Origin of the sequence: Pelagibius sp. (genome assembly GCF_965249265.1) — a bacterium.
Lineage (GTDB): Bacteria > Pseudomonadota > Alphaproteobacteria > Kiloniellales > Kiloniellaceae > Pelagibius.
The window spans coordinates 1,843,638-1,870,489 of record NZ_OZ252224.1; the positions used below are offsets into that span (position 1 = coordinate 1,843,638).

The following is a 26,852-nucleotide window of genomic DNA, read 5'->3' on the forward strand; positions in this document are numbered from 1 at the left end:
CAGGCGGGCGGCGGCCTCTTCGCTGTTTCCACCGGGCGATGCCGGGGCCAGATCATCGGCAACTGCCGGGACCGGGTATGCCTCGTTGCTTGCGTAGAAAGACTGCATCGCCAAGCGCCTCTATGGTCAAAGAAGTATTTAAGTAGCCAATCTAAACAAATTGTATAGTTTAGTCAATTATTATTGTTTTCTATTTTAATAAATACTGCAAAAAATACATCTATAATTTAGTTTGTATTTTATCTATTAAGTGTTTCGTAAATGCATTCCGGTGCTGAGGTCATCCACAGAATCGGGCGCGGCCAACGCTGCGCGCGCCGGCGAAGACCCCATGACCGCCGCTCAGCAGCGAAGGAGCTTTCGCAGGGAGGCGATCATGACGGTAAACGCAGAAGTGAGCTGGCTGTAGTGGCCAGCCTGTGCAGCGCGTCAGGCCAGATTAGGAACGGTCATGACCCTGGCCGGGGGCGGCGGGAATCCACACTCGGCTTCCAAACAGCCCAGTTGGCTGAGAGTGCTCTCCAGGCTGTCCGGATTCAAACGATCATAGACCTGGACCAGGCGTCCGACGAGGCGCTCTTCGTGCTCGAACTGCCATGCAGTGGCCTCGCCGCGCTCCAGATCGAGTACCTCGTCGAGGGCAATTTGGAAGGCTTTTTGCAAGTGAAGCGGTATACGTGCCGTCTCGAACAACTCGCGGTGTTCCCGAGAATCCGGTTTGGCCAGCGCAGAGCGTGCTTCCGCCTCTGACACCCGGCCCAGTGTTGCGATACAGATGACGAAGACATCCAGCCTGCCAATGCAGAGTGTGCGCAGCAGCAGCATCGGTGTCAGCTTACCTGTCAGGTAAAGCCGCATGGCCGCCGCCTCGACCTCGTCGGCTGAGCCCGCAGTCGACAGAGCAGTGACCAAAGCTCGTTCCCGGCCCTGGGAAATCAGTTTCTCGACCAGAGCTTCGGGAAAATCGTGCTTGTGGATCAAGCGCTTCCGCAGGTCACCCGAAACGAGGGTGACCAAGCGTTCCTTGGCGGAAGTCGGCAGGTTGGGGCGGTCTATAAGAAGCTCTTGTATTCCCGGTTCCTCGGCAAAAGCGTCGATGACCGTTTGAAAAGAGCCAACGGAGATTTCGGCCCCACTGTTGGACAGTACACGATCGACCACCGCCCGCTTTCCAGTGTCGATCAAAGCGCCGGATACAGGTTCAGTGAGGGTGCTGCGCTGCGCGATGGCCTCTTGTTTAGCCGTGTTCCCGCTGCCGATGATCTGAACAAGGTCCTCGTCGGTCAAAACGATCGAAAACTTCAGTACCGGAACCGCGACATTCTCTATGTCCTCTGCCAGTTCCCTTGCAATTGCCTGGGGAAGGAAGGGGCAATCTTTAACGTGCTCGGCAAGGGCCAGGCGAACTTCGGCCTCGGCCTCGCGAAGCGTGAGTTTGAACACTTCAAGTGCGGCGCGCTGTTCGGCCTCCGAGAGGCGCCCTTGGGAAAAAACATCACCAAGAAGCGCAGCGGTTTCGGCATTTAGCTCGCCAAAGTTGGCCAAAGCCAGTTCTTCCGCGGTTTTATCAGCCGCTGCGGCGCCTGTTTGCGTCGTCTTTGTGCCTGGCGATCTTTTCATTGACCAGCCAATAATAGTTAATGACTATCAATGAATATAAATAAAACAGAAAAAGTCGGCAAGTTTTATTGTTTTTGTTTTGTGAATATTAAATATAAAATTTAGATATAAATGATTCCATTGATGTTAAGGCATTGGAATTCGTGATCTTCGGTACATGCAGCCTGCTTCCTTCCAGATTCCGGTGTAGTCCCGGTCTGTGGGAGGAGGTTAGGCAGCGAGGTGGTTGCGCTTGATGTAGAGCGTTGTGTCGGCTCGGGCGACGAAGGACTGGGTCAGGCCCTTGGGGCGGCGCAGCCAGGCGCCGGCGTCAAGTCGGGTCTCTCCATACAGCAGGCTGCCAGAAACGACAAACATCTCCAGCCCCCGCGGGGCAGCATCCGGGCCGACCAGGGCAAGCGGTAGTTGAACGCCCGCCGACAAGCGCAGTAAGGCGATGCTCTCCGGATAGTCTGTACTCTCGTAAAGGGTGATACGTTCAACGCCGGGAGCTGCGGCTTGCCAGTCGGCAGCGTTGGTATCGATCGCCACGTGATCGCGTCCCTTGCCCGGGAACTGGCAGAGTTTCACGAAAATGATGCAGCCCGCATCAGAGAAGGGTGCGTGACGAAAGCCTTGAGGGTTGAGGAGGAAGGTGACTGCAGGGTAGTCACCGTGCTCATCTGAGAATGTGCCCTTCAGAACCAAAATCTCTTCGCCCTGAGGATGGTCATGGGCGTGAAAGGCTGAAGCAGGGTCGTAACGTACCACCGAAGTGACACGGCTGTACTCACCGTCCAGCAGATCCAGTCGCTTGCGCCAGACCGTCGGGCTTGGGCTGGCTTGCCAGTCCATCCCCGCCGTGTCCATGTCGGCTGGTTGGTTGAGGTCAGCATTCAAGCTTTCAGACATGGATTGCTCTCGACTTTTGGCTCTTCACTGTCTCTCTACCTCTAGGTAGGCATGCGTCTTCATCCTTGCAATCCCCGCCGTCTAACCGCATGTCTTGGGTCTTGGGATGATGGCGGCAGGGGTGCCGCCGGCGGCACTCGTGGCGGGTGCGGCTTCCCGATGGGGCAAGGGAGAAAACTATGACCATCGAGCTGTATTCCTGGGCGACGCCAAACGGGCACAAAGTACATATCATGTTGGAGGAACTCGGGCTTGCGTACAATGTGCACGCCGTCAACATTGGTGCCGGAGATCAATTCGATCCTGAGTTCCTGCAGATCAGCCCCAACAACAAGATGCCGGCGATCGTCGACCCTGAGGGACCGGACGGAAAACCGATTTCGATTTTCGAGAGCGGGGCAATTCTGATCTATCTTGCCAACAAGCACAGCAGGTTTTTCCCGCAAGACCCTCGCAGCCGTTATTTGACGCTTCAATGGCTGATGTGGCAGATGGGTGGCCTCGGCCCCATGCTGGGTCAAGCTCATCACTTTCGCGGTTATGCACCGGAGCATATCGAATACGCATACAACCGCTATAGCAATGAGGCTAACCGTCTTTACGGCGTTCTCGACAAGCGACTGTCCGAAGCGCGGTTTCTGGCCGGTGACGAATACTCGATTGCCGACATGGCGGCTTGGCCCTGGACGCGGTTCCCGGACCGCCAGGGCGTTGAGCGCAGTGACTTCCCAAACTTCCAGAGATGGTTCGAAGAAATCGCCGAGCGTCCGGCCGTGAAACGCGGTGTTGAAGTGCTGGCAAAGGAACGCAGCGAAGGCTTCGATGACAAAGCCAAAGAGATCCTCTTCGGCGCTACCCAATACGCGAAACGGTAAGGCGCCCGATAGGTCTCGGCTTTTCAGCGTGACTGATAAGGCCGAACGGATTGACTTGGAACAAGGAGGATTATTAGCAGACCCTTAAGGTGGATCTACTTGGTCACCCAGAGGGAATCTCCAGGCATATGATTCAAGATCCGCCGGAACCCACCGGCATTGATGCCTACAAGCCGATTGAGATCGCTGAGCGAATAGAGCAGGCCGGAGTCAGCAAGACCCGGCTGACCGTCACGCAGCTGCTCACCCTTAGCGTTCTGGCCGGTACTTTCATCGCCTTGGGCGCTGCTTTCTACACAGTCACCATGACGGGTGTGGACAGTACCAGCGGTCCTGCCCGATTGCTGGGCGGCGCAGCCTTTTCTCTCGGGCTTGTATTGGTGGTTGTTGCCGGCGCCGAACTTTTTACCGGCAACGTTCTGATGGTTATGGCCTGGGTCGACCGGCGTATTCCGATAGTCGCGATGTTGCGTGCTTGGGGGATCGTCTACCTCGGCAACTTCGCCGGTGCACTGGGGCTCGCCCTTTTGGTTTGGGCCTCGGGTACCCTGACTGGCGAGCACGGTTTGCTGGCAGCGAAGATCGCGACCGCGAAAACGATTCTGCCTCTGGATCAGGCCTTCGTCCGCGGTGTTCTTTGCAATGCGCTGGTTTGTCTGGCGGTCTGGTTGACATTCGCAGCGCGCAGTGTCGCAGGTAAAATCCTGGCAATCCTCTGGCCCATCACCGCCTTCGTCGCACTTGGGTTCGAGCACTCGGTTGCCAACATGTACCTGATTCCAGTCGGTATGCTCGCCGGGGCCGAAATTGGCGTCGCAGATTTTCTGGAAAGCCTGATAGCGGTCACCCTGGGCAATCTTTTGGGCGGGGCCGGAGGCGTCGCCTTGACCTATTGGTTGGCATACGGCCGTCGAAACTAGCCTGAGGATTTCCTCCGCCGGCGCTTTCAGTCAGTTTGCGCTGGAACTTTGCGGACCGGGGCCGGATATTGACCCCGGGGCCAGAACAGGGGGGCGGTGTGTGCCGGTTCTTCCAAATGGCAGGTCAAGCAAAGGGAGAACTGGGACGTGACCATCGACCTCTATACCTGGGGTACGCCGAACGGCAGGAAAATTTCGATCGCTCTGGAAGAGCTGGAATTGGACTATGCGGTTCATCCGATAAATATTCAAAAGGACGAACAATTCGATCCTGAGTTCCTCAAGATCAGTCCCAACAACAAGATCCCCGCTGTCGTTGATCCTCAGGGGCCCGATGGCGAGCCTATCTCACTCTTCGAGACTGGGGCGATCCTTGTCTATCTGGCCGAAAGGACCGGAAAACTGATGCCGGAGGATGTGCGGGGCCGGCATATGGCCATGCAGTGGCTGATGTGGCAGATGGGTGGGTTCGGGCCCATGCTGGGCCAGGCCCATCACTTTCGCCGTTTTGCGCCCGAGCAGATTCCCTATGCGGTCGACCGCTATACAAATGAGTCAAAAAGGCTCTACGGCGTTCTAGACAAACGTCTGGCTGAGGAGGCGTACTTGGCAGGCGACTACTCGATCGCAGATATTGCGGCTTACCCCTGGGCGGCACGGCATGAGTGGCAGGGGATTGCCCTGGAAGAGTTCAGTAATGTGAAGCGTTGGTACGATGCAATAACTGCCAGGCCGGCGGTTGTTCGAGGCATGGCGGTTCCCGCCTAGACCCGATTTTCAACCTCGGTTTTGACTGGGTTCAGGCAGAAGGACGACGGCCCCGGCGGCGGCCACGCTGGCGGATGACGACGAGTTCTGCCGGGGCTGTTTCTGCGCGTCCGATCAGCCGCGCCAGTTCGTCCTTGCAGCGCTGCAGGTTCAGCAACTCACGGGAGTCGTCGCGGTCGTAGACCTCGACACAACTCAGTTTGATCTCAACGAGATCGATCAACGTTTCGACGGAAGCCTTAGACAATGCCATGACGTTATTCCTGAATGAATTGATTAGCTCCAAAGGCATTTTTTAGTCAAATCAGTTAAGGGGACGTAAAGCCGGCGCAAAAGTCTGATCTGAATCCATCAGAAATCGCAAACTGATCTGGAACCAAGGCTCGCAAGGCCGCTTGGCGAGGCCGCTATGGACGAGCGCGAAGTCCGGCAAACGCGGATAAAGCGCGCCCGTCAATGACCGAAAGGCCGATGAAAATCAATAGCATGCCGGCAATTGCGTTCAAGGTGACCGTCTCGTCGAGTGCAAGAGCGCCAAGCAGGACTGCCACAACCGGGATAACAAAGGTGACCAGGAGTAGATTGGTTGCGCCTGCGGTGGCCAGAATTCGGAAATAGATGATGTAGGCGGCCGCCGTACTGACCAAAGCCAGCGTTGCGAGAGCAACCCAAGTCATACCATCTGGACTGGCGTTCCACGGACGCTCCAGGAAGAGAGCGGGTGGCAGTAGGATGATGCTCGCCGCTGCGGTCATGCCCGCTGCCGCAATCGTTGGGCTGAAGCGGCGCAGTCGCCGTCCGAAGATCCCGGCAAGAGCATAGGACAAAGCAGCACTGAGAACGGCGATCTGTCCCCAGGACTCGGCGCCCAAGCCGCCGAGCGCTGAAGGGCCGATCAGGACGACGGCGCCAAGAAAACCAATGCCCACACCTGCCGCTCCGCGGAACGTCATGCGCTCATCGCTTGTGAGCAGGTGTGCCAGGACAAAAGCGAAAAGCGGTGTTGTGGCGTTCAGAATTGAGGCCAACCCGCTATTGATGCGCGTTTGTCCCCACATGATCAGTGAAAAGGGCAGGGCATTGTTGATCAGACCCATAGCGGCCAGCGGTCCCCAGTCCGCCAGCCCTGATGGGAACTGCTCGCCTTTCAGTACCGCAATACCAAGCAAGGCGAAGGATGCCAGCCCGACCCGCGCGCAAGCGAGGGTTACCGGGCCCAGATCGCGCAGGCAGATTTCCGTCAGGAAAAAGGAAATGCCCCAGACCGCCGCCAGAAGCAGAATTCGCAGCCATTCGCCGGTCGTCATCTGGGGCGTCTGCATTCCGTATCTCCAACGCGTGTTTATCAGCCTCAGAATAGCCGACTGACCGGCCTTCTATATCCGCTTCTTGTGGAAGGACAAGAGAGGTAGATCGCGTATCGGATGCCTATCCAAAGCGACGTGCGGCGACGGCCAGGCCGGCGAAAGTGGCGTCCGGACGGGTGATAAGCCAGGTCGGAATACCACTCAGATAACTGCGCAGGCGCCCCTTGGCCTCGAAACGCTCGCGAAATTCCGAGGCCGCAAGAAACTCGGGAAACCGTGGCAGAATGCCGCCACCGAGATAAACGCCGCCGCGGGCGCCGTAGCACAAAGCCATGTTTCCGGAGAAGCTTCCAAGGAAGGCGCAGAATCGCTCCAGAGCCCTGCGGCAAAGATCATCTGAGCCTTCCAGACCGCGGCGGGTCACCTCCGCAGGGCGGTAAGCTTCTGCAGCCGTGCCGTCGAGTTGGGCCAAGGCCTGATAGATGTTGACTAGGCCTGGACCCGACAACAGCCGTTCCGCCGAGACATGACCAAGACGCTTGCGCAGCACGGCGATCAGTGCCGCTTCAAGATCACTGGCGGCGGGGACGGTCGTATGGCCGCCTTCTCCAACCAATGCCAAGTGGTTCGTCACGTTCGGGAGCAAGGCTGCCACACCAAGCCCGGAGCCGGGGCCGATCACGGCCAAGTTCCCTGTTGCGTTTTCGGATTTTGGGCCGATTTGGTGCCGGTCATCATCGGTAAACTGGCTAAGCCCGAGCGCCAGTGCGGCGTAGTCATTCATCAGCTCAACATGACTAAAGCCGAATCGCTGCCTCAATTCATCGGTTCGGGTCTCCCAGCCCGTGTTGGTCATGAAGGCGTGACTGGCATCGACAGGCCCCGCAAAAGCCAACACGGCTGTTGGAGGCGGCTGTGGCGCCCCAAATTGATCCAGGGCTGTGTTCAAGGCATCGTAGGCTGATTCGTGGTCGGCGACGTTCAGGTGCAGCACTTCACTGGTGTTGCCCTCTTCGACCAATGCAAACCGCGCGTTGGTGCCGCCTATATCGGCCAAGACTGCCGTGACTTGTTCAGGTGCCCCGCTCAATGACCCTGTATCCCCCGATTGAGCTGTTCCAGAAAGTCTTCGCGCCAAGCAGTCACGTCATTCCTGGCGATGGCACTGTACATCGATTGCCAGCGTTCCCGCCTGGCTTTTAGCGGCATCGAGAGCGCTTCCTGCAGCCGTTCGGCAACGCCTTCAATGTCATAGGGATTAACGGTAAGGGCGCCATCCAGCTCGCGTGCGGCGCCGGCAAAGCGTGATAAGACCAAGACACCTGGATTTTTCGGCGACTGGGCCGCAACGAATTCCTTGGCGACAAGGTTCATACCGTCTCTCAAAGGGGTCACGAAGCCGACCTTGCTGCTGCGGAAGAATCCTGAAAGCACCCGGCGGCTGAAGCTCTTGTTGAGATAGCGGATCGGCACCCAATCGTATTCGGCAAAAGTACCGTTGACCCGGCCCGCTGTCGCTTCGAGTTCGTGTCTGATGTCGACATAGTCGGTGACATCCGATCGCGAGGGTGGGTTGATTTGAAGGAAGACAACCTTTCCCCGATTGTCCGGATAGCTGGTCAGAAGGTGCTCGAAAGCCTCAACGCGGTTGATCAGTCCTTTTGAATAGTCGAGGCGATCAACCCCGATGATCAAGTCGCGACCGAGGAGACTCTTGCGAAGACGAATAACCTGCTTTGAGTCTTCGCTTTCCGCCGCCATTCCCGCAAACACCTCGGTGTCTATCCCGATGGGAAACACTGCGGTGCGCAAGGTCCGTCCAAAAGCCTTGATGACACCGTCTTTGTCGACCTGACCATCCGCCTCCCGTCGGATGTAATCCTGAAAGCTGAGGAGATCTTCGTCAGTCTGAAACCCCAAAAGGTCATAGGCGCAGAGCGCCTTTACGATCTCCCGGTGCATCGGCAGCGCCGTGAAGACGGGGACGGCCGGCCAGGGGATGTGAAGAAAAAAACCGATCTTTTGCTTGCAGCCGGCATTTCGCAGTTGATCGGCGAAGAGCATGAAATGATAGTCGTGGACCCAGATGATATCTGAGTCTTTAAGCAGCGGTTGTAGACGATGGGCGAAGAGGGCGTTGACCCTTTGGTATCCGGCCCAGGTGTGTTGCGTGAATTCAGCCAGGTCCAAGCGATAATGAAAAAGCGGCCAGAGGGTCGAGTTGGCGAAGCCCTTGTAGTATTCATCGTAGTCGCGTTGGGTGAGGTCGACGGTCGCATAGGTTATCTTGCCGACCTCCGTTACACTGGGTTGGCTATAGTCGCGCTCCAAAGTCTTGCCGCTCCAACCAAACCAAATCCCGCCCCGCTGACGTAGAGCGGCGCGAACGGCCACCGCCAAACCGCCTTCGGCTCCCGGCCGAGATTGCTTGACCATGGCAACACGGTTCGAAACGACGACCAAGCGGCTCAATAGGCTTCCTCCCAGGACTTTGACAGTCGCATGGCTGAGTTGATCAACCCCACCATGGAATAGGTTTGCGGAAAGTTGCCCCAAAGCTCGTTGTTCTCTGGTGAGAGATCCTCGGAGAGCAGACCCATAGCATTGCGCGCGGCAAGCATTGTTTCAAAGAGCTCGCGCGCTTCTTCGGTACGTCCCACCGCCGCCAAAGCATCAATGTACCAGAAAGTGCAAACGTTGAAGGCTACTTCCGGCGATCCGAAGTCATCAGGGGCTGCATAGCGTTGGATGAAGCGTCCCTGCTTCAGTTGTTTTTCTATCTGATCCAGGGTTCCTAGAAATCGGGGGTCGTTCGCCGGCAAGAAACCAATCTCGTGGAGACAGAGCAGGCTGGCGTCCAGATCGCTTCCTTCAAAGGTAGAGACAAGGCTCTGAAGGTCGTTGTTCCAGGCACGATCCAGGATGCCGCTGCGTATGTCTTCGGCAGCCGCTGTCCAATGCGATTGCCGTTCAGCCAGGTTCAATCGCCCGGCGATCTTTGCAAGCCGATCGCAGGCTGCCCAGCACATGACACTTGAGTAGGTGTGGACCTGTTGGCGCGTGCGAAGCTCCCAGAGACCGGCGTCGGGTTGATCCCAAAGCTTCAGGGCCTGTGCGCCCAATGCTTCCAACCTCTCGAAGAGGCCCATGTCGCCGGGGTGATCAAGGCGGCGATCGAAGAAGCTCTGGGTGGAAGCGAGAATGACACTGCCATAACCGTCATTCTGGATTTGCGTATAGGCGGAATTGCCGATGCGTACCGGCCCCATGTCACGATATCCAGACAGCGAATCGCAGACTTCCTCGTCGAGGCGAACCTCTCTGGAGATACCGAAGACCGGTTGCAGGTGCCCATCAGCCGCATTGGCGCCGACATTGGAAGCAACGATATTGGAAATGTAACTCAGATAGCCTTCCATGGTTCTGGTGGCGCCAAGGCGGTTAAGGGCATGGACCACGAAGTATGAATCGCGCAGCCAACAGAAGCGATAATCCCAGTTGCGCCCCGAGTTGGGAGCTTCCGGAATAGAAGTGGTCATAGCCGCGATGATCGCGCCGGTTTCTTCGTAGCTGCAAAGCTTCAAGGTTATCGAAGCGCGAATGACAGCTTCCTGCCATTCGAAGGGAAGGGCCAGGTAGCGGCACCATTCGCGCCAATACTCATCAGTCTTCTTGAAAAACTCTCGGCTGGTTTCATCGACCGGCGTGGTCAGGCTTTCGTCCGGTCCGAGAATGAGCGTGACCGGACGCTCCAATATGAAAGGCACTTCGTCGGCGACATAGGTGACCGGTGCATCAGTTGTCAGGCGGAGCGTGAGTTCCGGCATCACGTAACGCAGGTGATTGCTACCCCGCGTCACTTCAGGTGTGCTCTTTCCATAGTCCGAAGTTGGCCGGATACGAAGCCGGATGCGAGGGCTGCCGGACAGGGGCCGAACATGGCGAAAGATCGACGGCGGTCTGTGCACACGGTCGAAGTGTTTGAAGCGAGGTACAAAGTCAGTGATCTCAATGACGCCGTCTGCAGCATCATAGAGTCGGGTAACAACAACGGCCGAGTTGTTTCTATAGTGCTGTTCCGAGCGTACAAAATCCAGAAGCTCGATATCGTAGAAGCCTTTGGAATCGCCTTCTGTTCCAGCAATGAGACTGCAGAAAACCGGATCGCTATCAAACCGGGGCATGCAAGCCCAGACAATCCTTGCCCGCTCGTCGAGAAGAGCGCCGAATGTGCAATTGCCGATGACGGAGAGATTTAAGGAGTTCATTCACGTTCCTGCGAATTGCTTGAATCGACGAGTTGCGCGAGCCAGCTATGGACCGCTGCTTCATTAGGCAATCTGTGCTTTGCCTGGGATGCACCTGTTTCCCCAACCTTCACCGAGATGCCATCAAGTCGGTTCACGGCGACGAATCCGTCCTCGTCAGTGATATCGTCGCCGAGAAAAATCGGCTTGCGGCCGCTAAAGGGCGGTTCTTCCATGAAGGCACCGATGGCGGTGCCCTTGTTGCAGCCGGATGGTTTTACTTCAAAGACCATCTTGCCCTGCGTTACTTCCAGGTCCGGCAGGCTGCCGCCAAGCAGTTCGTCTATCCGTCGTGCAACCTCGGCCTCGCGCTCTGGTGCCAAACGATAGTGCAGGGCCAGGGACAACCCCTTGTCCTCCAACAGCAATCCCGGCGTTCTTTCCGCGAATGCTCTCAGGGGAGTGCGGAGAGGCTCCAGCAGACTTTCGTTTGAACTTCGGCAACAGTGTCCGTCGCTGTGGCGCAGTTCCAACCCATGGACACCCGCGGCCGGCAAGGCCAGCGGCTCAAAAAGAGCATCCAGATCCGCGATAGCCCGCCCGCTGACCAAAGCCAGCGCACCCAGAAAGCCGTCGCGAAGGTGGTGCAGGGTCCCCAGAAGAGAGAAGGGAACCCGTACTTGGTCGGGTCGTTCGGCAATTGGCAACAGTGTCCCGTCAACATCCAGAAACAGTGCATAGCGAGTCAGTGGATGATCGAGCTGCAGGCTGCGGTCGATGACTTTATCAGGGCTCATTGTGGGGTCAGTGTTGCGCTGCTCTTGAAAGGGGCATCGACACAAAATGCGTCGAAGCAGTCAGCACATCAAAACGATGATCTTTCATACTGACCGCTGGACGCATCATGGCGACAGCATAGTAGCTGTGCTTGTTGTTGCCCATATTGAACTGCAGAGCCTCGGTAACAAGAAACCCCAATAAAATGTAAGTATACGGTCAAGCGTCTAGGGTCACCCTATCCGCGATACTACGCCAAGAGTATGGTTCAATATACTTGCGGCGTCTCGAGGCCATATCATCAAGGCGAAGGCTGTCGGCATCTTTAGACGGGGCTGTACTCGGACTTGTCCGCACCGTTGCTCATCATATGACCCGGTGTGCAAAGGGGCAGTCGACATCAATATAATTACATAAATCGCAATTATGAGCAACCACTAGCTGAAAGAAATGGCGGATGAGTTATCGAATTCAAGAGCAAGATCTGGCTCTTTGTGTTGGAGGTTGAACTCTGAGAACGAAATCCGCAATGGCTGCCTGCTGTTCAGTTTCGCGGTCTCAGCTTTACCCAGGTAACCGGAGCCACCCACTCAACGGGGACGTTGTGCTCAATGGGCGTCGATGAGTTGACTGAGACCAGCGTCACCTCACCAGCGCTGTTTCCAGGTTCAACGATTTTCACGAGCTGGCGCCCGTCTTTGGTCTGCACCACACACTCTCGACCAAACCAGTTGGAAGAATCGAGACCTTCGTCGCGGGAGTACCCGAGATGCTCGCCGTCCTTGAAACGGGGGGCCATCGAGTTGCCGCGGACCACCACGCAGACTCCGCCGCCTTCACCATGTTGCGCTTCAATCTTGTAAAGGCCTCCACCTTTGGCGTGGTCGTCAATGGATAGTACGGTTTCGCCGGCACCGACATAACCGACCACCAGGCTGGTTGCTTTTATGCCACTTGAGATCGCAGCACCGAGCCTGGACACCAAATCATCCAAAGGTGTCTCGAGGTAGTCGGCAATCTCGACCGCCTCTTCAACCTTGATGCTCCGGCTTTCGTTCAGGATCTCCGTAATGCGGGAGGGGTCCAGACCCATATGCCGTGCCAATCCGCGCTGGGTTTTCCCGAGCTGGCGCAAGCGCTGTTGAATCCATTTTTTCTGCATTCCAGATATTGCGAAATTTGTGATTTTTTGTCTATTGCAATATTCGCAACTCTTCATTACGTTTGATTGCGAAATACGGAAATCATGCTATGGGAGATTGAAATTGGATAATCCGGTGTTCAGGGCCCGCGCGTCGCTACCGCCTTCGAGATCTGGTGCAAGCGAAGAGTCGGTTTCCGGACGTCGCGTAAATGCTGGTTTATTGCGAAGCCTTATCGGCCGAATGCTGAAAAACCAACTGCCGCCTGATTGGACGCACCAGATGATTTCCAATAATAGCTTCCGCGATGCGGGCAGCGAGAACGAGCAGCCGGATGTCGTCATCATATCGCCGGCGGGACGGTGTCACTTCCTTTTCGCCAAGGCGCCCGCTGACCGTTGGTGGGACGGAGATCTCCGCCGGGTTGCCGCCGAGCCCCTGACCGAGAGGGAGCGCACCTTGATCGCCCGACTTAGAAAAGGTGGAAACGGTGCGCGTGCTGTCTGGAGCGCCAAGGAAGCGGCCAGAGTGCTGGCGCAATGGGGCTGCGCCTTGATGAAGGGGCGCAGTGAGCCGGATAAGGGCGTCTCCATCAAGCGCGGTGAGAGCCGACGGGCAAAGCTGAAACTGAAGCTGGGCGGAGAGTAGGGTATGAGAGCCAGTGAAGCGCTTGTCCGGAATCGGAGCAGTTCGTCGCAAAGGCCTCAACGCGTGAAGCTTGCCGTTGAACACGGGTTGTATCTGGCGGAGCTGGCGGGGCGGCAAAACCCGACCCTCAGAGATGGTGTTTGGGAACTCCTGATGGAAGCAGCGGATACCTTGAAGCGGCAACCGAACCGGGAAAGGGGGTGGCTGACAGCATCAAGCCGTGTTCACTGGCCGGAGATGGTTCGAGAGTTCGATGCAGGACATCAGAGGCAGGCTGCGGGCGGTCCGCGTCTTCTGCCTGCATCAGCAGCAGCGATCGATCGCATGGATGAGGTTCTGCTGTGGTTGGTGCACGCTGCCGGGGCGAAGCCGCAGCGCGATATCGGCGTTCTCTTTGGCCTGGCCTGTGGGGTCAAGGTGGCCTTCCTGCGCGAACGCTACGGCTGTGCCCGGCGAACCGTATATGACATCCGCGATCGTGGGCTTGCGCGGCTTTGCTCCTGGCTTGCCAAGGAGTTCGCTCCGCATATCAGTTTGTCTGAGATTCCCTCAAGACATAGTGACCGTTCTCCAGGCCGCTGAAGAGATCATTCACCTGAGGGTGTGAGACGGCGTCGCCGGTTTCGTCAACCACGAGGTTTTGCTCGGACACATAAGCGACGTAAGACGTCTCCTCGTTCTCGGCGAGGAGATGATAAAAGGGCTGATCCTTCACCGGACGGATTTCCTCCGGTATGGCTTCCCACCACTCCTCGGTATTCGAGAAGGTCGGATCAACGTCAAAGATGACGCCGCGGAATGGAAACATGCGGTGCCGCACGATCTGTCCGATCTGAAACTTCGCCATTCGCATAGCGTTGCTACCGATTCTTTCAGTTCATCAATACATCTATCTTAGTCATATGCGGATTGTATTCGAAGAGACAAGTGGCCGGGCCTTCCGCCGAAGAGTCGGTGGCAAACGGGGGTAAAGAATCGCTTCGAATCCGAGGCAATTTCGATACATCTTTTTGCTGATCTCCGAGGTGATGAAAGTCCACTATATATATGATATATAATAGAAATTTGTATTCCCGAAGAAAAAAGACCTCAAGACGATTTTCCTGATCTTGCGATGGGTGCTGCTGCCTTGAGCGTTAGGTTCATTGCCTTAAGCCTTTGTTAAGCGGAACCCGGTCGAATCGATCTTCGGGAGGATCAGGACTCGCATCCAGGCAAAAGGTGGCGAGCCTCCCGCGAGAGGATTGCGATGCTTACGGATAGATGGAACCAGCGGGGGAGCCGACCCGATCGGTCGTCCCTGCTCAGTAGATTCCGGGCGATCAACGCGCGGTGCATAAGGCCTGCCCGCCGGCCTTTGCGCGACGATGTTCTGCGTGACGATCGGGGCAGTGTCGTCACCGAGTTCGCGATGGTGGCCCCACCCTTCATTCTGTTGATGATGGGGATCATCGAACTGTCCGTGATGTTTTTTACAAGCAGTGTGATCGAAGGCGCGACCAAAGAGGCCGCGCGAACGATCCGAACCGGCCAAGTGCAGAGCGAGGCGGATCCAGTAACCGCATTTCAGAGTCAGCTCTGTGACGCGCTCTTTAACGTTATCGACTGCACCCAGGTCATCTACAACGTGCAGACTTTTGGAAGCTTCAATGCGGTGAATATGCCGATCGAGGTGGATGAAGATGGTGAGATCATCAACAACGGTTTTTCGCCAGGCGGCAGCGGAGCCGTAACCGTGGTTCGCGCGATCTATCGTTGGGAGTACACAACGCCTTTGATCGGTGATCTCATCACAGCCGGCCTCGCCGGCAACCTGATCGTATCAACAGTCGCTTTTCAAAACGAACCATACAACGTGGAATGATGGTAGGGTTTCTGCAAAAAATCGCCGGAGACAAGGGTGGCAATGCGACAATCGACTTCGCGTTTCTGCTGCCGATCATGCTTATGCTCTTTGTCGGCGTTGTGGAGGTCACCAATCTGTTGCGGCTTGATAGGAAGGTCGTGGCGGCAGCGCAGACTGCCGCGGATCTGATTTCGCAGCGCCGCGATGTTTCCAATGCGCAGCTCAACGACATTCTGCGTGCTTCTGAACTTGTTCTCGACCCCTATCCGGCCGCTGCCCACTCGGTTGCTATTGTCGGCATCCGCTTCGATGAGGATACCGGCGCCCCACAGGTCGACTGGCAGGAGAGCAAGAACGGAGGAACCATTCCCGATGCATTGGCTCTGGCACAGAACATGGGCGGACCCGGTGAAGGGATTGTTATTGTGCGGCTGACCTACAGCTACAGCCCGATCTTTTTTGATTTCATCTTCGGCGTCACGGATATCGAAGAGACGTCGATCATGCGCCCCAGACGCAGCACCTTTGTCGAAGGGCCGGGGCCTTAACAGACGCGCTTGAGGAAAACGCCGCCGCGCAGAATGGCGGTCATGGCAAGCGATGGAAGACAGAGCCGGCGCCGGCCGAACCCGACTTCAAAAAATTGCGAATAAAGCAATTTTTAGGCTGCACATTCCTGCTAAGGGCGTTGCAAATGTCCGGTAAACTATTGGGAAAATAACGGATTTCGCTTCGAGCAGGGGAGCGCTGTGTCAGCTTTGTGCCAGATGAGGCGGCTTAGCGCCAATCGATCCCGGCCTGCTGGGATCGACGAACCTCAAGGAGCCCCTTCGCATCTCGGGTCACGGTCGCGCCAAGAGAAGACCATCCGGCCTGCACCGCCTTTGCCTGCCCCGGAGGCAGCGTGCCCAGGCGGCAGCCGAGGGGCAGGGTGGTCATGACCTCTTCCAGATCAATCGGCACATCCGCGATATAGTATCGCTCCACCACCGCCGGGTTGCGCCACATGCCCGCGAGGGCAATCGCCTTGGCATCAAGGCCAAGATCCTGGCGCAGCGTGTTGGCGAAGTTGTGGCGCATCCAGTGCGGTGTCGCCTGCTTCATCACCAGGGCGCGTTCGTGATAGCCGAGCACCTTCATCTCCCGAACGCATCTGCGCTTGGCGTGCGCGAAAGCAGAGCGGATGTGGCCGCCGCGACCGTCGAGGATAGGGTAGGGGCGGCCATGGGCATTGAGGAACATCTCCGGATGACTGTCGCCGCGGCGCCGGCTGAGCCAGTCCCGCAGGATCTGCACCGCATAGGGATGCAAGGGCCTCAGATAGCAGTGGCCGTTCTTGGTCTTGGGAAAGAACACCCGCCCGTATTCGCCGCTGAAGGTGAAGTGGACGCGGTGTAGGTGTACAGCCTGGCCGACCCTTGCTCCGGTCGCATAGAGAAGGGCCAGGAGGGGTTTCAGGTGATCGGCCGCACAATCGATAAGCAGTTCCACTTCACCGGGATAGAAACGCTTCATGGCGGCGTTGGTGGTGCTGGATCGCACCCGCACCCGCGGCCAGTAAGGTACCGCGTAGATGTAGCCAGCCTTGGCGGCGTAGTTCAGCACCGCGGCGAGCAGCCCCTCCATGCGCTTGCGGGTGATCAACTGGACGTTCTTACAGCGCTTGATGAAGAAGGCCTCCAACTCGCTGCGGTCGAGCTCCGCTATCTTCACCCGGCCGAAGGCGGCGATGAACTCGCGAACGATCCTTGCCGTCGATTGGTTCGGATTCCGCGTGCGTAGAAACTCTTCGGCAACATCGGCAAAGAGCGCATCCGGCAGGCGTTTGTAGACGAAGCGCTGAAGGATTTCGGCCTCGCGCTTGATGCGGAGTGTCTCGGCGGCCTCCCAGGCGCTCGGCTGATTGGCGTCCAGACCGGTGCTTTCGCGGATCCGGATCGACTTGCTGCCGATGCGGACGGTGCCGATGAGGTAGAGCTTGGCTGAGCCTCCGCGCACAACGACTCTAAGGCCAGATTGAGGATTGGATACGATTGTTTTGTTTCTTGGCATCTATCTCTCCACAGTTTCGATGGCTACGCCTGGATCTCGCCAGAAAACGTGTGGCCTCAGTGGGAGAAGTTATGCCACCACAGATGGTGTATCCGCCCATAGTGCTTGTGCTATGGTGGTTTTCAGGGCCTTGCAGTCAGGGGGAAATCTAATGCGCAAGTTCGTAGCCGCGAGTTTTTTTGCATTCGGGATTGTAGCTCAAACCAGCTCCCATGCTGCCTCCTCAAATGATGTTCAGGAGGCTATCGATCTAATCGTCACCTTCTGTGTTGCCGGCGGAGAGTCGGTGACCCTGGTGGCCAAAGGCGAAGTGGAAGGAGGCTTCGCGCTTCGCAGATTGGGAGTCGGCGCCGAAGGTGAGATCGAGTTTACTTCGGAACAATCGAAGGGCTTGGTGAAGGGACTGCAGAGCGAGATCAACAGCCTTGCGGCGGAACAACAATCAGAGGCACGGCGCTGCATGCAGCCCTACATCGATCGGATGCTGCAATTTATCTTGGGTGATCCAGCTGCTGTGGCGCCTACGACGCAGGCAATAGTACGAACCAAATGGTTTTCGAGCCCCCGACTCAGTGCTAAGCGTAATCCAACCCAAGTCGCCGGAAATTTTGTTACGACTTGTGTGCGTGCTCCAGATGGTTGGTTGCTGAAACCTGAAACGGCGCATTTTGATCAGTATGAACTTCGCTTCTCAGCAACAGGGTACAACGTTCGCCTGCCAAGTAGGCTGATGAAGAGTAGCAGTGCGGTTGTATGCGGTGACCTACAGGCGGTTGGGAGTGGCACTGTTCTGGCCACCTTAAATGTTCAAGGCGAGAGACGAGAAGGGCTACACTTTCAGTGACCAACTGCATTCCTCTGCCATAGAGTCCGAAGGGTGGTGCAGTTCCCATTGCTGTCTAGCGTATGCTTGTCTGATTTTTCTTGCTGAATTGCAACCCGAACACCATTCCCTTCATCGCTTCTTCCACGTGCGCCGGCACATCTGCGATATATGTGTCATTGACGAGCGCGACGCTCTCCCACATGCCGGCTTCAGCGATCGTGCGCGCATCGAGCCGATGATCCTGCCGTAGCGTGTTTGCAAAGCTGTGCCGGAACCAATGAGGCGTTGCCTGGGCGATGACGCGAGCTCGGTCATCGAGGCCCATGGCTTGAAGGCGCGCGACGCAGCGATCACGTGCAGTCCTGAAGCTGTGTTGGATGATGCCCCCGCCGCCGATCCTCGGCTTGAAGGGTGTTCGTCTATGAGTCAGGAACATCTCCGGGAAGCGGTCGCGCCGCTGCTCGAGCCATTCCGTTAGCATGTTGACCGCATAGTCGTGCAGGGGCCGCGTGTAGGCGTTGCCGTTTTTTGTCTCGGGAAAGTGAATGCGGCCGCGCCCCGGCACTAGGACGAAGTGCTCCTTCTTCAGGTGGATCGTCTGACCGACCCTGGCGCCGGTGACAAGCAGGGTGGCGAAGAGGGGCCGCAGGTGAGGGGCAGCGCAGTCGACAAGTAGCTCACCTTCGCCCGGCAGATAGCGCTTCATCACGCTGTCACCCTTCTTGTGGGGCACCTTGGTGCGCTCCCAGTAGGGGGTCGCCGGCAGATGTCCCTTCTTCGTGGCGAAGGTGAGAAGGGCATGCATGGTGTTCTCGTGCCGGCGCTGCGTCTGGGGCTTCGCATCGGCAAATCGGCTGCGATAGTAAGCCTCGATATCGCCCCGACTGATTTCAGCGACGGGGCGCTTGCCGAAGGCGTCGAGTAGTTCGTTCAGGTTTCGGAGGTCAGCCGGGCCCGGCCCTACGGCTTTGATGTAATGAGCCGCAATGGTGGCGAGGAGGACAGGCGGGGGCCGTCCATAGACGGCCTGGTCGAGCAGTTCCGCTTCGACTTTGATCCGGAGGGCTTCTGCGGCCTCCCAGGCTTGAGGCGAGCTGATATCAAGGCCTGTGCTTCGGCGCACGCGGACGCTGGTTCCTGCAACGCGCAGAGTTCCGGTGATGTGGAGCTTCGTCGTACCGAGCCGGACGGCGACTTTGAGGCCGTGTCCGCGGCCACGATTGCCGCCTTTAGCGCCTGAAACTGGCTTTCCGTCCATACTTTCGACCTTCCTATGTAGCCGTGCAGCTGTAAGCGGCGGTCGACCGGGGCCTTGCGGAAGTCTTCAGCCAGACGAGTTTGCAGCCATCGCGCGCTTTTGCCAAGCCGTTGTGCAACTTTGGGCAATGTCAGGTGGTCGGGCCTCATTCTGAACTGGATCCTGGTGCCGGTAGAAGCTTCGGCATGTGGCCGCGATCATAAGCAATGGCGATCTGAGGCTTCATGAAGGCCCCGACCGTCTGGCCGTCTGGCAAAACGATCTGAGCCATGAATTCGTCTTCAAACTCTGTGATCCCGGTTTCCACGGCCTCCAGCTTGGCTTTGATCACCAGGGCCAAGGCCCGCCAGCGCTGCCTGACGGCTTGATCATAGGCGGCCTCAATCTGCTCTGCTGAGCGGCGCGTTCGCCGAGCCGGGGTCAAGGTGAATTCTTCATCGTTCCGGTCCGGCATGGGCAGCGTGAAGCGGATTTGCCGGCCGTGGGCTCGGAATGCGACGACGGCTTGGCCGACTTCCCAGCCATAAAGGAACTGGTCGGCCCCGTAGCGGGCGAGAATCTTCTCAATCTCGGCGCGCGATTTATCCGCTGCAACGGTGGTGGACTGCGCGTAGCGGGTCATTCCTCCATCCTCTCCACTTTGACGGACCACTCTCCATGGTCGATGCCGTCGCGCATGAAGGGGCCTAAGCGGAGTTGCATCCTGTCTTGGCGTGCGTCGATCATGGCCTCGATAAGCTTGCCGGCGGCCGTTAGCAACGGGGTGCGCGGCGTGTCGCTCATGCTGTGGCCCTCTGGCTGGCGGGCAGGGGCACCACATAGACTAGGCCGGTGTTGCGCCGGTTGCGGACCCAGAAGCCGGGCGGGAGGCTGTGACGGCGGCGAACCTCTTCCGCCACTGCTGCGATCCGTCCGGGCCGGAGGATGTGGTTTCCGTAGCGCCTAGGCACCGTGAAGGTGTCGAACACGATGTCATAGCGCCAAATGGCGTCAAACAGCCCGCGCCGCACTGCTCCTTCGATGTCGGCGCCCTGTCGGTGGTGCAACACCGCAAGGTGTTTAGCCGTTTCGATCCGGTCGCCGGGCTGGCCGATCAGTTGCCCAGACAGCTTGGCGAGCTTCTGATTGCGCCGGTAGAGTTTCTTATGGTTCCGGTCGTGCCTCCAGGGTTCCACGCGCTCCGCGTTGGCGTCGATGAAGTCGACTTCCAACAGTTGCCCGTCCAGGTCGCGATAGGGCTCCGCGCCGCTCTCCAGGGCTTGCTTGATGGCTTCATTGCGCTGGCAGACCTCCAAGGCGTCGGCTAGCCGGACTGTTCGCTGTGGCTCGGTCATGCTGCCTCCGGGAATTGCTGAATGCGCAGATCGGCCGGCCATTCGGCAGGATCGGCGCCGGCAGGGTCCGCAAGGCGCCGGCCGATGAGCGGGGCGGCTTCGGCGGGGACCTTCAACCCCTTGCCGGCCAAGCCGTTGTGAGGGTCGCTGGCGGCCGTGCCAAGCTGTTTCATGAAGAATGGCACCCCGGCCCGTTTGCAGGCGTCGCGGGTGTCCCTGGCCCATTGCAGATCGAAGGTCCGCGCGTGGTGGCCGCTCTCCCCGCCGACGATGACCCATTGGATGCAGCCGCCGAAGAGTCCTTCGGGGTCTAGGAAGGGCCACCATTTCACCGGGCCAAGGGCGGGTTCGTAACTGACGAAGGTTTTCCAGCCCTGACCGGCCATGTTCTTGAGGGCGGGAAGCCGTAGCTCAGCCATATCCTGGCTCTCAACCGTCACGCCAAGACGCATGTTGCGAAGGGGCAGGGCATGGCTCAGCAGCACATAATCATCGGACAGGTTCAACACCTGCTCGCCAATCGCGTTACAACGGTCCTGGTAAGTGGACCCAAAGGCAAGGTAGTCGCTCATGACCTTTTGCCGTTTCGTAAGGACCAGCCAGTCTAGGTGAGGTGTGAGGGCGATCACGGCCATCGCCTCGTCTCGCCAGACCTCCGGGACCTCCTTATCGAAGAAATCGGCAAGGCTGTTCGTGAATACCCTGATGCGTCGACCTTCCCGGATCGCCTGGCGCTCCAGCTTGAAAGCCGTCTTGATCGCGCTCTTGGACTTCCGCCGCGGCTGGCCGGCACCCCACTTCACCATGCCGCTGCGCTTTCCCCAGGCTTCGGCATAACAGTGATCGCAGGCCGGGCTTACCTTCGTACATCCCATCCAAAAGTTAATCGTCGCGTCCGTCCAGGCGATCTTTGAGGTTTCGCCCACTAGTTTGCGAGCTCTCGCTTGGCTGCTGCGATAACCCCTGGGTCCATGTCCTGCCTCGACAGCCATTGGAGATAGTCCCTGGGCACGTCACTGTATTTCTGCCCACGGTGCTTCCCGAAGGTGAGTTTGGTCAGGTACGATGGCTCTTGGGTCCAGCGCACCATGTCTTGCAGTGTCGCGATGCGCAGGGCCTCCAGCAAGATATGAGCCGTTACCCAGGCGTCCGGCAGTGCCCTGTGAGGCGGCATAGCGCGCTCGTCTAGATTTAGTCCAAGGGCATAGCGAAGCACTTGATTGGTGTGTCTTGGCGCGTCAGGCCAGAGCCGGAGCGCTACTTTGTACGTGTCAACCCAAATTGCCCCCTCTGGGTCGAAGAACGCCTTCTCAAAATCCGCGTTGTGAGCCACGAAGACATCCGGATGGCCGTCCTCCAGCGCAGCCCTGGCGTCATCCCAGGTCATGCCGGTCCTTGCTTGTTCTGCGGTGATGTGGTGCGTCGCCAAGGCCTCCAATGTCATTTCGGTGGTTGGCTGCACTAGGGTTTGCGAGCACGGCCCAACTTCTGGTGGGTCACCAACCAGATCGACAGCAGCGGCTTCGCAAACCGATGCGTCGGGTGGTAGGCCGGTAGTCTCAAAGTCGATTACGCGGATGATCATTTCCGATTTCCTTTTTGTGGTGAGCTTGTCGGCATAACCTTCTGCTCAATCTCTGCCCGCTTCTGGCCGAACGTCTTCCGATCCTCTTCTGACAGGGCGGCAATCTCTGCTTCGTTGTCTTTGCAGAGAGCGGAGACAGCCATGATGGACTCGCATTTCCCCAGGGCGGACAGGAGCGGCCGCAGTGCGGTGGTGGCTGCCTGGGTGGGAGGATCGGCCGGCGGTGTTTCCTCTGCGGGCTGTTCCTGGGCGGGCTCGGTCGGGGCATCATCGCCGAACAGGTCTTCGGGTGGATCGTCAGGGAGGGGCCGTTCGTCCGCCTCGGTGGCCGTCTTGGTCAGTTCTGGCAGGATCGGGTGGACGATCTTTCGCTCCGGCTGGCTGAGCGATTTCCAGTGCTTCTGCAGGGCGTCCTTGCCCAGCGTGGCAACCTCTCGGGCGGCGGATTGAAGTCTTTCCGCGTCATTGTTCTCAGGCGCTGCCGGATCGCCTCCGTCCTGGCTGGCCGCTTCTTTGTTCTTCGTCAGCGCGTTCTCAATCTCCGGCGTGCGGTCGTCTTCGAAGTGTTCCGCCCTGGTCGTCTCATTGTTCCTGATGGAATTGAAGATCAGTTCCAGGGCTGCCAGGTCTTGGGCCGTGGCGATATCGATCGATCTGCCGATCTTCCGTTCGATCTGCTCGCGGGTAACAGAGATGCCGGAGAAAGCACCGATGCAGTTCTTACGCCGCTCGGGGAGGTCGATACCCTTCCCATGCTCGACAGTCTCGCGGCAGATTGCCTTGGCTTCCTCGACCACCTCATGGGGGATGACTTTGAGGATCATCTCCCGGAGGCGCCGCGCTGCCGCGTTGGCGTTGTTCTCGTAGATGTCCCGCATATCGGTCAGGACGACGGCGCCGCCCTTCTTGTCGCGCTTGTGAGGCACGACGAAGCTGGTACTTGATCGGGTGTTGGTTTCCAGATCCCAGGCGACCGCCAGCATCTCGCTTTCGCCCTTCTCATCGTTGCGGTTCAACTCGACCACGCCGTAGTCGATGTTGCCCCAGCAGCGCGCCAGTTCGCAGGCAAGCTTGATGCTGGGACCTGTAACCTGACTGCCCGCGCGGCCATAGAGGAAGAAAGCAGCGGCGGCCAGTTCATGGACCTGACAGGCAACCTTGATCCGCTCGCGGGCTTTCGTCTCGTCTCGCGGCGCGGAGCGTGCCACTAGAAGGGCGCCCTGCACCTGGGCGATGGCCCGTTGGATTTCGACCTGTGTCGCCTCAGTGGACGGCAGGGCCTTGCCGGCGGCTTGGTTCAGGAGGTCTTGTTTGTCGGGTGCGTCGCTCATGCGGCGGTATCCTCTGCGAAGGTGTCGAATTCGCCGGCCTCGTGGCGTTGCTGAAGCTGATACTCGGCAAAGCCGGGAAGGCCGATCTGTTCCACCCGACTCGAATAGCCGGGCCATGTGTCGCGCTCCAGGCAGTCCGCGAATACGCGGATGGCGCGGCGGTTCTGTTGCTGCCCCCACTCGATGGCGATGCGATCCAAGGCGATCACCGTCACGATGAAGGGCGCCTTCTTCTCCTGGACGACAAAGAAGAAGTTCCGCGGCGCCTTGCCTGTCACCGCTTCGATGCCTTCAAGGTAAAGCGCTGCCTGCATGTGATAGCCATGGTTCCAGACGGCGCGTTGAAACTCGGCTGGCTTTGCGCTTACAGCGGTCTTGTAATCGGGGATCCAGTCCTGCACCGCCGGCAGCCAGTCGGGGCGGCAGCGCAGCCACACGCCAGTTTCTTCGTCCTTCCATGCCAGCGTCGGCTCGGCTTGGCCGTTCTCGAAGGCAGCCCCCGCAAACTCATGCTCAAGCACGGCCTGGCGCATGGCTTGGACGCTCTGGAATTCTTCATGCTTGATGACGGTCTTGCCCTCCGCAAGCGCTGCGTCTCTCTCCGCGCGCCCTGCCTTGGTGGTGAGTTTGACACCTTCTCCCAGAACATGGTTGTGGTCCCAGAACGTCTCTTTCTGCAGCAACCAATCATGGGTCGCGCGGCCAAATTCAAAGGCCGGCGTGGTAAAGTGCTCGCGGTGCGGATTGAGGGGCGAATTGACCCAGAAGAGTTTCGGGCAGCCGGCGTCGATGGTGCGAAGTCCGCTGCTGCTGATCGAGACTTCCTCGCAAGGATCGTTGTGATAATCCGCAAGGGAGATGTTGTAGATGCCGGGCGTGGTGATCTTGGTCATGCCCCCAACTCCAGCAGCACCATGATGAAGACATAGGCGACTGCGAAGGCAACGCACTTTCCAAGGGTGGAGAAGACACGGTCAGGCGCTGGCTCGACCTGGCGCTGAGCTTCTTCCTGCTGCTCGGCCGCGGCGGGGTCGTCGTTATCCACGACAAGGGTAAGGCGCTCTGTCATGGCTTTGCCCCGCGCCTCTTCGCCGCTTGGATTGTTCCAGCCCGACGAAACAGAAGGCCGCCAACAGTTTCTTCTGGCATGGCCGTGACGCTTCGAAGCTCGACTCCATCAGCAGCTACAGCGCTCACCAGAAAAAGCCCCCAGGCGGGCTCCCGCTCAGTATCGGCGCAGATTAGCAGAAGGTCATTGGCCATCAGGCGCGAAGCCACCGACGTGAAGTAGTCCGGGCTTGTTACGTCCGCCAGACTGTCGTCTGTCTCGTATCCGAAGACACAGAAGCTTTGCAGGGCCGCGATGGTTTCGAGGTTTTGGGAGAGGGCGCGAGTCATGGCTGTGATGCTCCGCAGTAAGAATCAACGTTGCGGTGATGGGCCTTGAAGGTGACAGCAACTACCCAAGGGTTTGCATCCCAGACAAAGCCGCGCTTGGCGTTTAGGGAATTCCAGAGGATCGCGAAGCCGCCTCTATGGCTGCTGGGAATGTGGTAATCTGGGTCACCATCCGGGCGGGCAATGACGGTCAAGAACTTCTCTTCCGCACCTTCGGACTGCGCATCCTCTTCGCTGATGGCCTGCACCCGCTCTATGCGAACGTCTGTGACTTCAAGGGTGAGGCGCGATGCCCAGCGGGGCATGTGGATGGAGGGGCGGCTATTCCACCAATGGGGCTCGCCGGTCTTGAAGTGCCAGTCCGTTGCTTTGCTTGTCGCCATGTACTGCAATCGGTCCACGGGCCAGCCTTCCGGCCACGCGTCGGCACTTAGGCTCACCCGCCGCCCGCAGTTATTGATTGCCCAGGTCTCCCGCACCCAAAGCAGGTCGCCGGGGGCGTAAGGGAGTTTGATGGGCGGAGTCACTTCGCGTGTTGGTGCTCCGCACGGCTCTCGTCCCTCTTCCCAACGGTCGAACCAACCGGCGTCAGGGTCAACGTCGTCACCCGGCCAGTACCAAGGCGCTATCGGCTGCGGCTTCAGCACCCGCCTTGTCTGCGTCTTCCTGCCGTCAAGGATTGCCCGCACCATTGGCCCGGAGAACAGGATAGGCTTAACCGTCATGGCTGCTTCTCCTGCGCGGAGAGGGCTAGGGCTTTTTCGGCCTCTGCGATGTCGCTCAGACAGTCAGCAAGCCAGCCGGGCAAGCCCTGCTCGTGATAGTCGAGGGCATGGTGATTCACCGCACAGCCCTCAGCGTTCTGGTAAAGCAGCTTCGCGGTTTTCAGCAGTGAGGTAAGCGCCTCTCTCAGCCCCTTGTCTTCGGGCTGGGTGGGGGAGAGTTGAGAAAGGTTTCTCCGCGCATCAGTCAGCGCACGAATGCCGCCCTCGTTCATGCCTGCCGCGTAGTCGGTGGTGAAGGGGCCCTCTTCGCCGCAGGCAACGTTGGTGTAGTTCTGGCGCTGCGCCTCTATCTCACCAACACACGCAGCCACCCCCGCAGCAAAGCCGTCAGAGGGTTGCTGGGGGAGGGCGCGAAGTTCCCGTTGTAGAGATAGATAAGTCTCCAGTTCAGCGCTGGCCGCTTCATTGTTGGGCATAGCGTGGACAATTGGGCGCATCTTCTCTATTCGCTTCTCCACAACCTCTACAGCAGCAGAGGGGGAGGGGCGGCGAAGCAAACCTAAAATTGCGCGCGCGTGTTCTCTGGCCTCGCCTTGTTTGAGGCTGTTGCCATTCTTGACCCACCCGGGCTTCTCTGTGCCCTTCGGCCCGTCATAGGGCATCAAGTTTTCGAAAATGAACTTGGCCGTAATCTCGACAGTCAGCTTTTCTGACGAACACTCTTTCGGCGCAAGGGTGGTGGTCATGTCAGCCGTCATTGGCGCGCTCCTGTGCAAGCTGTATAGCGCGGTCAACGACGCCTGAAATCCGCTCGACACCCATGGTCATTTCGTCGCTATCAACCCCGCCAAGCAGGTGCTCACATTCGGACGCGACATCGGCCAACGCTTCCCGCATTGTCGGGGCTGCTGCTTTCTCTTCTTGGGTGACAATCCGGCTCACGTCGTAGGTGCTGCGGACCCAATCAAGAGCGTCCACCCATGTTGCCAGAACCTTTTCGGATGACCGATGCTGCTCGGCAGCGTGTGAGCGTCCGGTGGAATAAGCCCGCTCGGCAAAACTGGCTTGCTCCATCCGCTGAGCATCCACGCGCGCCCGTTTCTTCCCGAGATCCTCTAGAAAGGACCGCTCTGCCGCACCCTCTTCTTGGGCGCGTGCAATGGCTGCGGCAAGTTCCGCGATGCCGTCAAAAACAGGCACGTTATCTGCCGGTGCTTCAGCGATGCGCCTTTCAAGGCCTGTCAATACCTTCTGGGCTGCCCCAAGCATTTCTTCTGTCGGAGTGGTCATGACGTTATTCCT

The 26,852-nt window shown here is 58.3% G+C and carries 32 protein-coding genes; 8 read left to right on the forward strand and 24 right to left on the reverse strand.

All coding sequences use genetic code 11. The features are described 5' to 3' along the window. Positions 1 to 429: 429 nt before the first annotated feature. On the reverse strand, positions 430 to 1,545 hold the full coding sequence (locus ACP146_RS08650; protein WP_425032448.1) for a DUF2336 domain-containing protein: 1,116 nt from the start codon (positions 1,543 to 1,545) through the stop codon (positions 430 to 432). 285 nt (positions 1,546 to 1,830) lie between these two features. After that, complete coding sequence (locus ACP146_RS08655; protein ID WP_422366352.1) at positions 1,831 to 2,511, reverse strand: cupin domain-containing protein; 681 nt, start codon at positions 2,509 to 2,511, stop codon at positions 1,831 to 1,833. A 179-nt stretch (positions 2,512 to 2,690) separates the two neighbouring features. Here ACP146_RS08655 and ACP146_RS08660 point away from each other — a divergent pair, with 179 nt between their 5' ends. The 3 genes from ACP146_RS08660 (at position 2,691) to ACP146_RS08670 (ending at position 5,074) form a co-directional block, all read left to right on the forward strand. Next, the gene (locus ACP146_RS08660; protein WP_422366353.1) at positions 2,691 to 3,386 is read left to right on the forward strand and encodes a glutathione binding-like protein; all 696 of its coding nucleotides are present in this window, start codon (positions 2,691 to 2,693) and stop codon (positions 3,384 to 3,386) included. Positions 3,387 to 3,514: 128 nt separating this feature from the next. Next, entirely contained in the window at positions 3,515 to 4,306 is a 792-nt protein-coding gene (locus ACP146_RS08665; RefSeq protein ID WP_422366354.1) for a formate/nitrite transporter family protein, read from the forward strand. Positions 4,307 to 4,453: 147 nt separating this feature from the next. After that, the gene (locus ACP146_RS08670) at positions 4,454 to 5,074 is read left to right on the forward strand and encodes a glutathione S-transferase N-terminal domain-containing protein (RefSeq protein WP_422366355.1); all 621 of its coding nucleotides are present in this window, start codon (positions 4,454 to 4,456) and stop codon (positions 5,072 to 5,074) included. Positions 5,075 to 5,105: 31 nt separating this feature from the next. Here the strand turns inward: ACP146_RS08670 and ACP146_RS08675 are convergent, their stop codons facing one another. The 7 genes from ACP146_RS08675 to ACP146_RS08705 all read right to left on the reverse strand — a co-directional run bounded on the left by ACP146_RS08675 (position 5,106) and on the right by ACP146_RS08705 (position 12,567). Beyond that, positions 5,106 to 5,327 (reverse strand): hypothetical protein, encoded by a 222-nt coding sequence (locus tag ACP146_RS08675; RefSeq protein WP_422366356.1) that lies wholly within the window; start codon positions 5,325 to 5,327, stop codon positions 5,106 to 5,108. A 154-nt stretch (positions 5,328 to 5,481) separates the two neighbouring features. Next, the gene (locus ACP146_RS08680; RefSeq protein ID WP_422366357.1) at positions 5,482 to 6,381 is read right to left on the reverse strand and encodes a DMT family transporter; all 900 of its coding nucleotides are present in this window, start codon (positions 6,379 to 6,381) and stop codon (positions 5,482 to 5,484) included. Positions 6,382 to 6,502: 121 nt separating this feature from the next. Further along, positions 6,503 to 7,519 carry a glucokinase gene (gene glk, locus ACP146_RS08685; protein WP_422366358.1) on the reverse strand — a complete coding sequence of 339 codons (1,017 nt, stop codon included), beginning with the start codon at positions 7,517 to 7,519 and terminating at the stop codon, positions 6,503 to 6,505. After that, a complete protein-coding gene (gene otsA, locus ACP146_RS08690; protein ID WP_422366359.1) occupies positions 7,468 to 8,937 on the reverse strand; it encodes an alpha,alpha-trehalose-phosphate synthase (UDP-forming) in 1,470 nt (489 codons plus the stop codon). The genes glk and otsA overlap by 52 nt, the downstream gene beginning before the upstream one ends. Next, positions 8,850 to 10,649, reverse strand: coding sequence for a glycoside hydrolase family 15 protein (locus ACP146_RS08695; RefSeq protein WP_422366360.1), 1,800 nt, complete (start codon positions 10,647 to 10,649; stop codon positions 8,850 to 8,852). Before ACP146_RS08695 ends, otsA begins: the two co-directional genes overlap by 88 nt. Then, positions 10,646 to 11,425, reverse strand: coding sequence for a trehalose-phosphatase (gene otsB / locus ACP146_RS08700; RefSeq protein WP_422366361.1), 780 nt, complete (start codon positions 11,423 to 11,425; stop codon positions 10,646 to 10,648). The genes ACP146_RS08695 and otsB overlap by 4 nt, the downstream gene beginning before the upstream one ends. 524 nt (positions 11,426 to 11,949) lie before the next feature. Then, a complete protein-coding gene (locus ACP146_RS08705; protein ID WP_422366362.1) occupies positions 11,950 to 12,567 on the reverse strand; it encodes a helix-turn-helix domain-containing protein in 618 nt (205 codons plus the stop codon). A 262-nt stretch (positions 12,568 to 12,829) separates the two neighbouring features. Between ACP146_RS08705 and ACP146_RS08710 the strand changes: the two genes are divergently transcribed. Next, a complete protein-coding gene (locus ACP146_RS08710) occupies positions 12,830 to 13,195 on the forward strand; it encodes a hypothetical protein (protein WP_422366363.1) in 366 nt (121 codons plus the stop codon). Positions 13,196 to 13,258: 63 nt separating this feature from the next. Then, the gene (locus tag ACP146_RS08715) at positions 13,259 to 13,777 is read left to right on the forward strand and encodes a DUF6362 family protein (RefSeq protein ID WP_422366364.1); all 519 of its coding nucleotides are present in this window, start codon (positions 13,259 to 13,261) and stop codon (positions 13,775 to 13,777) included. Here ACP146_RS08715 and hspQ read toward each other — a convergent pair. Beyond that, positions 13,725 to 14,042 carry a heat shock protein HspQ gene (gene hspQ, locus ACP146_RS08720; protein ID WP_422366365.1) on the reverse strand — a complete coding sequence of 106 codons (318 nt, stop codon included), beginning with the start codon at positions 14,040 to 14,042 and terminating at the stop codon, positions 13,725 to 13,727. The genes ACP146_RS08715 and hspQ overlap by 53 nt on opposite strands. Positions 14,043 to 14,552: 510 nt before the next feature. Here hspQ and ACP146_RS08725 point away from each other — a divergent pair. Both ACP146_RS08725 and ACP146_RS08730 read left to right on the forward strand, forming a co-directional pair. Then, the gene (locus tag ACP146_RS08725) at positions 14,553 to 15,059 is read left to right on the forward strand and encodes a TadE/TadG family type IV pilus assembly protein (protein WP_422366366.1); all 507 of its coding nucleotides are present in this window, start codon (positions 14,553 to 14,555) and stop codon (positions 15,057 to 15,059) included. Beyond that, positions 15,056 to 15,589 carry a TadE/TadG family type IV pilus assembly protein gene (locus ACP146_RS08730; protein WP_422366367.1) on the forward strand — a complete coding sequence of 178 codons (534 nt, stop codon included), beginning with the start codon at positions 15,056 to 15,058 and terminating at the stop codon, positions 15,587 to 15,589. Before ACP146_RS08725 ends, ACP146_RS08730 begins: the two co-directional genes overlap by 4 nt. 229 nt (positions 15,590 to 15,818) lie before the next feature. Here the strand turns inward: ACP146_RS08730 and ACP146_RS08735 are convergent, their stop codons facing one another. Next, positions 15,819 to 17,039 carry a tyrosine-type recombinase/integrase gene (locus tag ACP146_RS08735; protein WP_422366368.1) on the reverse strand — a complete coding sequence of 407 codons (1,221 nt, stop codon included), beginning with the start codon at positions 17,037 to 17,039 and terminating at the stop codon, positions 15,819 to 15,821. Between the two features lie 205 nt (positions 17,040 to 17,244). On the opposite strand from ACP146_RS08735, the gene ACP146_RS08740 reads away from it, so the two are divergent. Further along, positions 17,245 to 17,937 (forward strand): hypothetical protein, encoded by a 693-nt coding sequence (locus ACP146_RS08740; RefSeq protein ID WP_422366369.1) that lies wholly within the window; start codon positions 17,245 to 17,247, stop codon positions 17,935 to 17,937. Positions 17,938 to 17,992: 55 nt separating this feature from the next. Here the strand turns inward: ACP146_RS08740 and ACP146_RS08745 are convergent, their stop codons facing one another. The 13 genes from ACP146_RS08745 to ACP146_RS08805 form a co-directional block, all read right to left on the reverse strand. Next, positions 17,993 to 19,177 (reverse strand): tyrosine-type recombinase/integrase, encoded by a 1,185-nt coding sequence (locus ACP146_RS08745; protein ID WP_422366370.1) that lies wholly within the window; start codon positions 19,175 to 19,177, stop codon positions 17,993 to 17,995. Between the two features lie 145 nt (positions 19,178 to 19,322). Further along, positions 19,323 to 19,799, reverse strand: coding sequence for a hypothetical protein (locus ACP146_RS08750; RefSeq protein ID WP_422366371.1), 477 nt, complete (start codon positions 19,797 to 19,799; stop codon positions 19,323 to 19,325). Continuing rightward, a complete protein-coding gene (locus ACP146_RS08755) occupies positions 19,796 to 19,960 on the reverse strand; it encodes a hypothetical protein (protein WP_422366372.1) in 165 nt (54 codons plus the stop codon). Before ACP146_RS08755 ends, ACP146_RS08750 begins: the two co-directional genes overlap by 4 nt. Next, positions 19,957 to 20,511 carry a hypothetical protein gene (locus ACP146_RS08760; RefSeq protein ID WP_422366373.1) on the reverse strand — a complete coding sequence of 185 codons (555 nt, stop codon included), beginning with the start codon at positions 20,509 to 20,511 and terminating at the stop codon, positions 19,957 to 19,959. The genes ACP146_RS08755 and ACP146_RS08760 overlap by 4 nt, the downstream gene beginning before the upstream one ends. Beyond that, complete coding sequence (locus tag ACP146_RS08765) at positions 20,508 to 21,503, reverse strand: DUF5131 family protein (RefSeq protein ID WP_422366374.1); 996 nt, start codon at positions 21,501 to 21,503, stop codon at positions 20,508 to 20,510. The genes ACP146_RS08760 and ACP146_RS08765 overlap by 4 nt, the downstream gene beginning before the upstream one ends. After that, on the reverse strand, positions 21,437 to 22,096 hold the full coding sequence (locus ACP146_RS08770; RefSeq protein WP_422366375.1) for an exonuclease domain-containing protein: 660 nt from the start codon (positions 22,094 to 22,096) through the stop codon (positions 21,437 to 21,439). Before ACP146_RS08770 ends, ACP146_RS08765 begins: the two co-directional genes overlap by 67 nt. After that, a complete protein-coding gene (locus ACP146_RS08775; RefSeq protein ID WP_422366376.1) occupies positions 22,093 to 23,427 on the reverse strand; it encodes a hypothetical protein in 1,335 nt (444 codons plus the stop codon). The genes ACP146_RS08770 and ACP146_RS08775 overlap by 4 nt, the downstream gene beginning before the upstream one ends. Next, positions 23,424 to 24,320 carry a PD-(D/E)XK nuclease-like domain-containing protein gene (locus ACP146_RS08780; protein ID WP_422366377.1) on the reverse strand — a complete coding sequence of 299 codons (897 nt, stop codon included), beginning with the start codon at positions 24,318 to 24,320 and terminating at the stop codon, positions 23,424 to 23,426. Before ACP146_RS08780 ends, ACP146_RS08775 begins: the two co-directional genes overlap by 4 nt. After that, a complete protein-coding gene (locus ACP146_RS08785; protein ID WP_422366378.1) occupies positions 24,317 to 24,496 on the reverse strand; it encodes a hypothetical protein in 180 nt (59 codons plus the stop codon). The genes ACP146_RS08780 and ACP146_RS08785 overlap by 4 nt, the downstream gene beginning before the upstream one ends. Then, positions 24,493 to 24,825, reverse strand: a complete 333-nt coding sequence (locus ACP146_RS08790) for a hypothetical protein (RefSeq protein ID WP_422366379.1) — start codon at positions 24,823 to 24,825, stop codon at positions 24,493 to 24,495. The genes ACP146_RS08785 and ACP146_RS08790 overlap by 4 nt, the downstream gene beginning before the upstream one ends. Beyond that, the gene (locus ACP146_RS08795) at positions 24,822 to 25,550 is read right to left on the reverse strand and encodes a hypothetical protein (protein ID WP_422366380.1); all 729 of its coding nucleotides are present in this window, start codon (positions 25,548 to 25,550) and stop codon (positions 24,822 to 24,824) included. The genes ACP146_RS08790 and ACP146_RS08795 overlap by 4 nt, the downstream gene beginning before the upstream one ends. Continuing rightward, positions 25,547 to 26,308 carry a hypothetical protein gene (locus tag ACP146_RS08800; RefSeq protein WP_422366381.1) on the reverse strand — a complete coding sequence of 254 codons (762 nt, stop codon included), beginning with the start codon at positions 26,306 to 26,308 and terminating at the stop codon, positions 25,547 to 25,549. Before ACP146_RS08800 ends, ACP146_RS08795 begins: the two co-directional genes overlap by 4 nt. Then, entirely contained in the window at positions 26,298 to 26,840 is a 543-nt protein-coding gene (locus tag ACP146_RS08805; protein ID WP_422366382.1) for a hypothetical protein, read from the reverse strand. The genes ACP146_RS08800 and ACP146_RS08805 overlap by 11 nt, the downstream gene beginning before the upstream one ends. Positions 26,841 to 26,852: the final 12 nt, after the last annotated feature.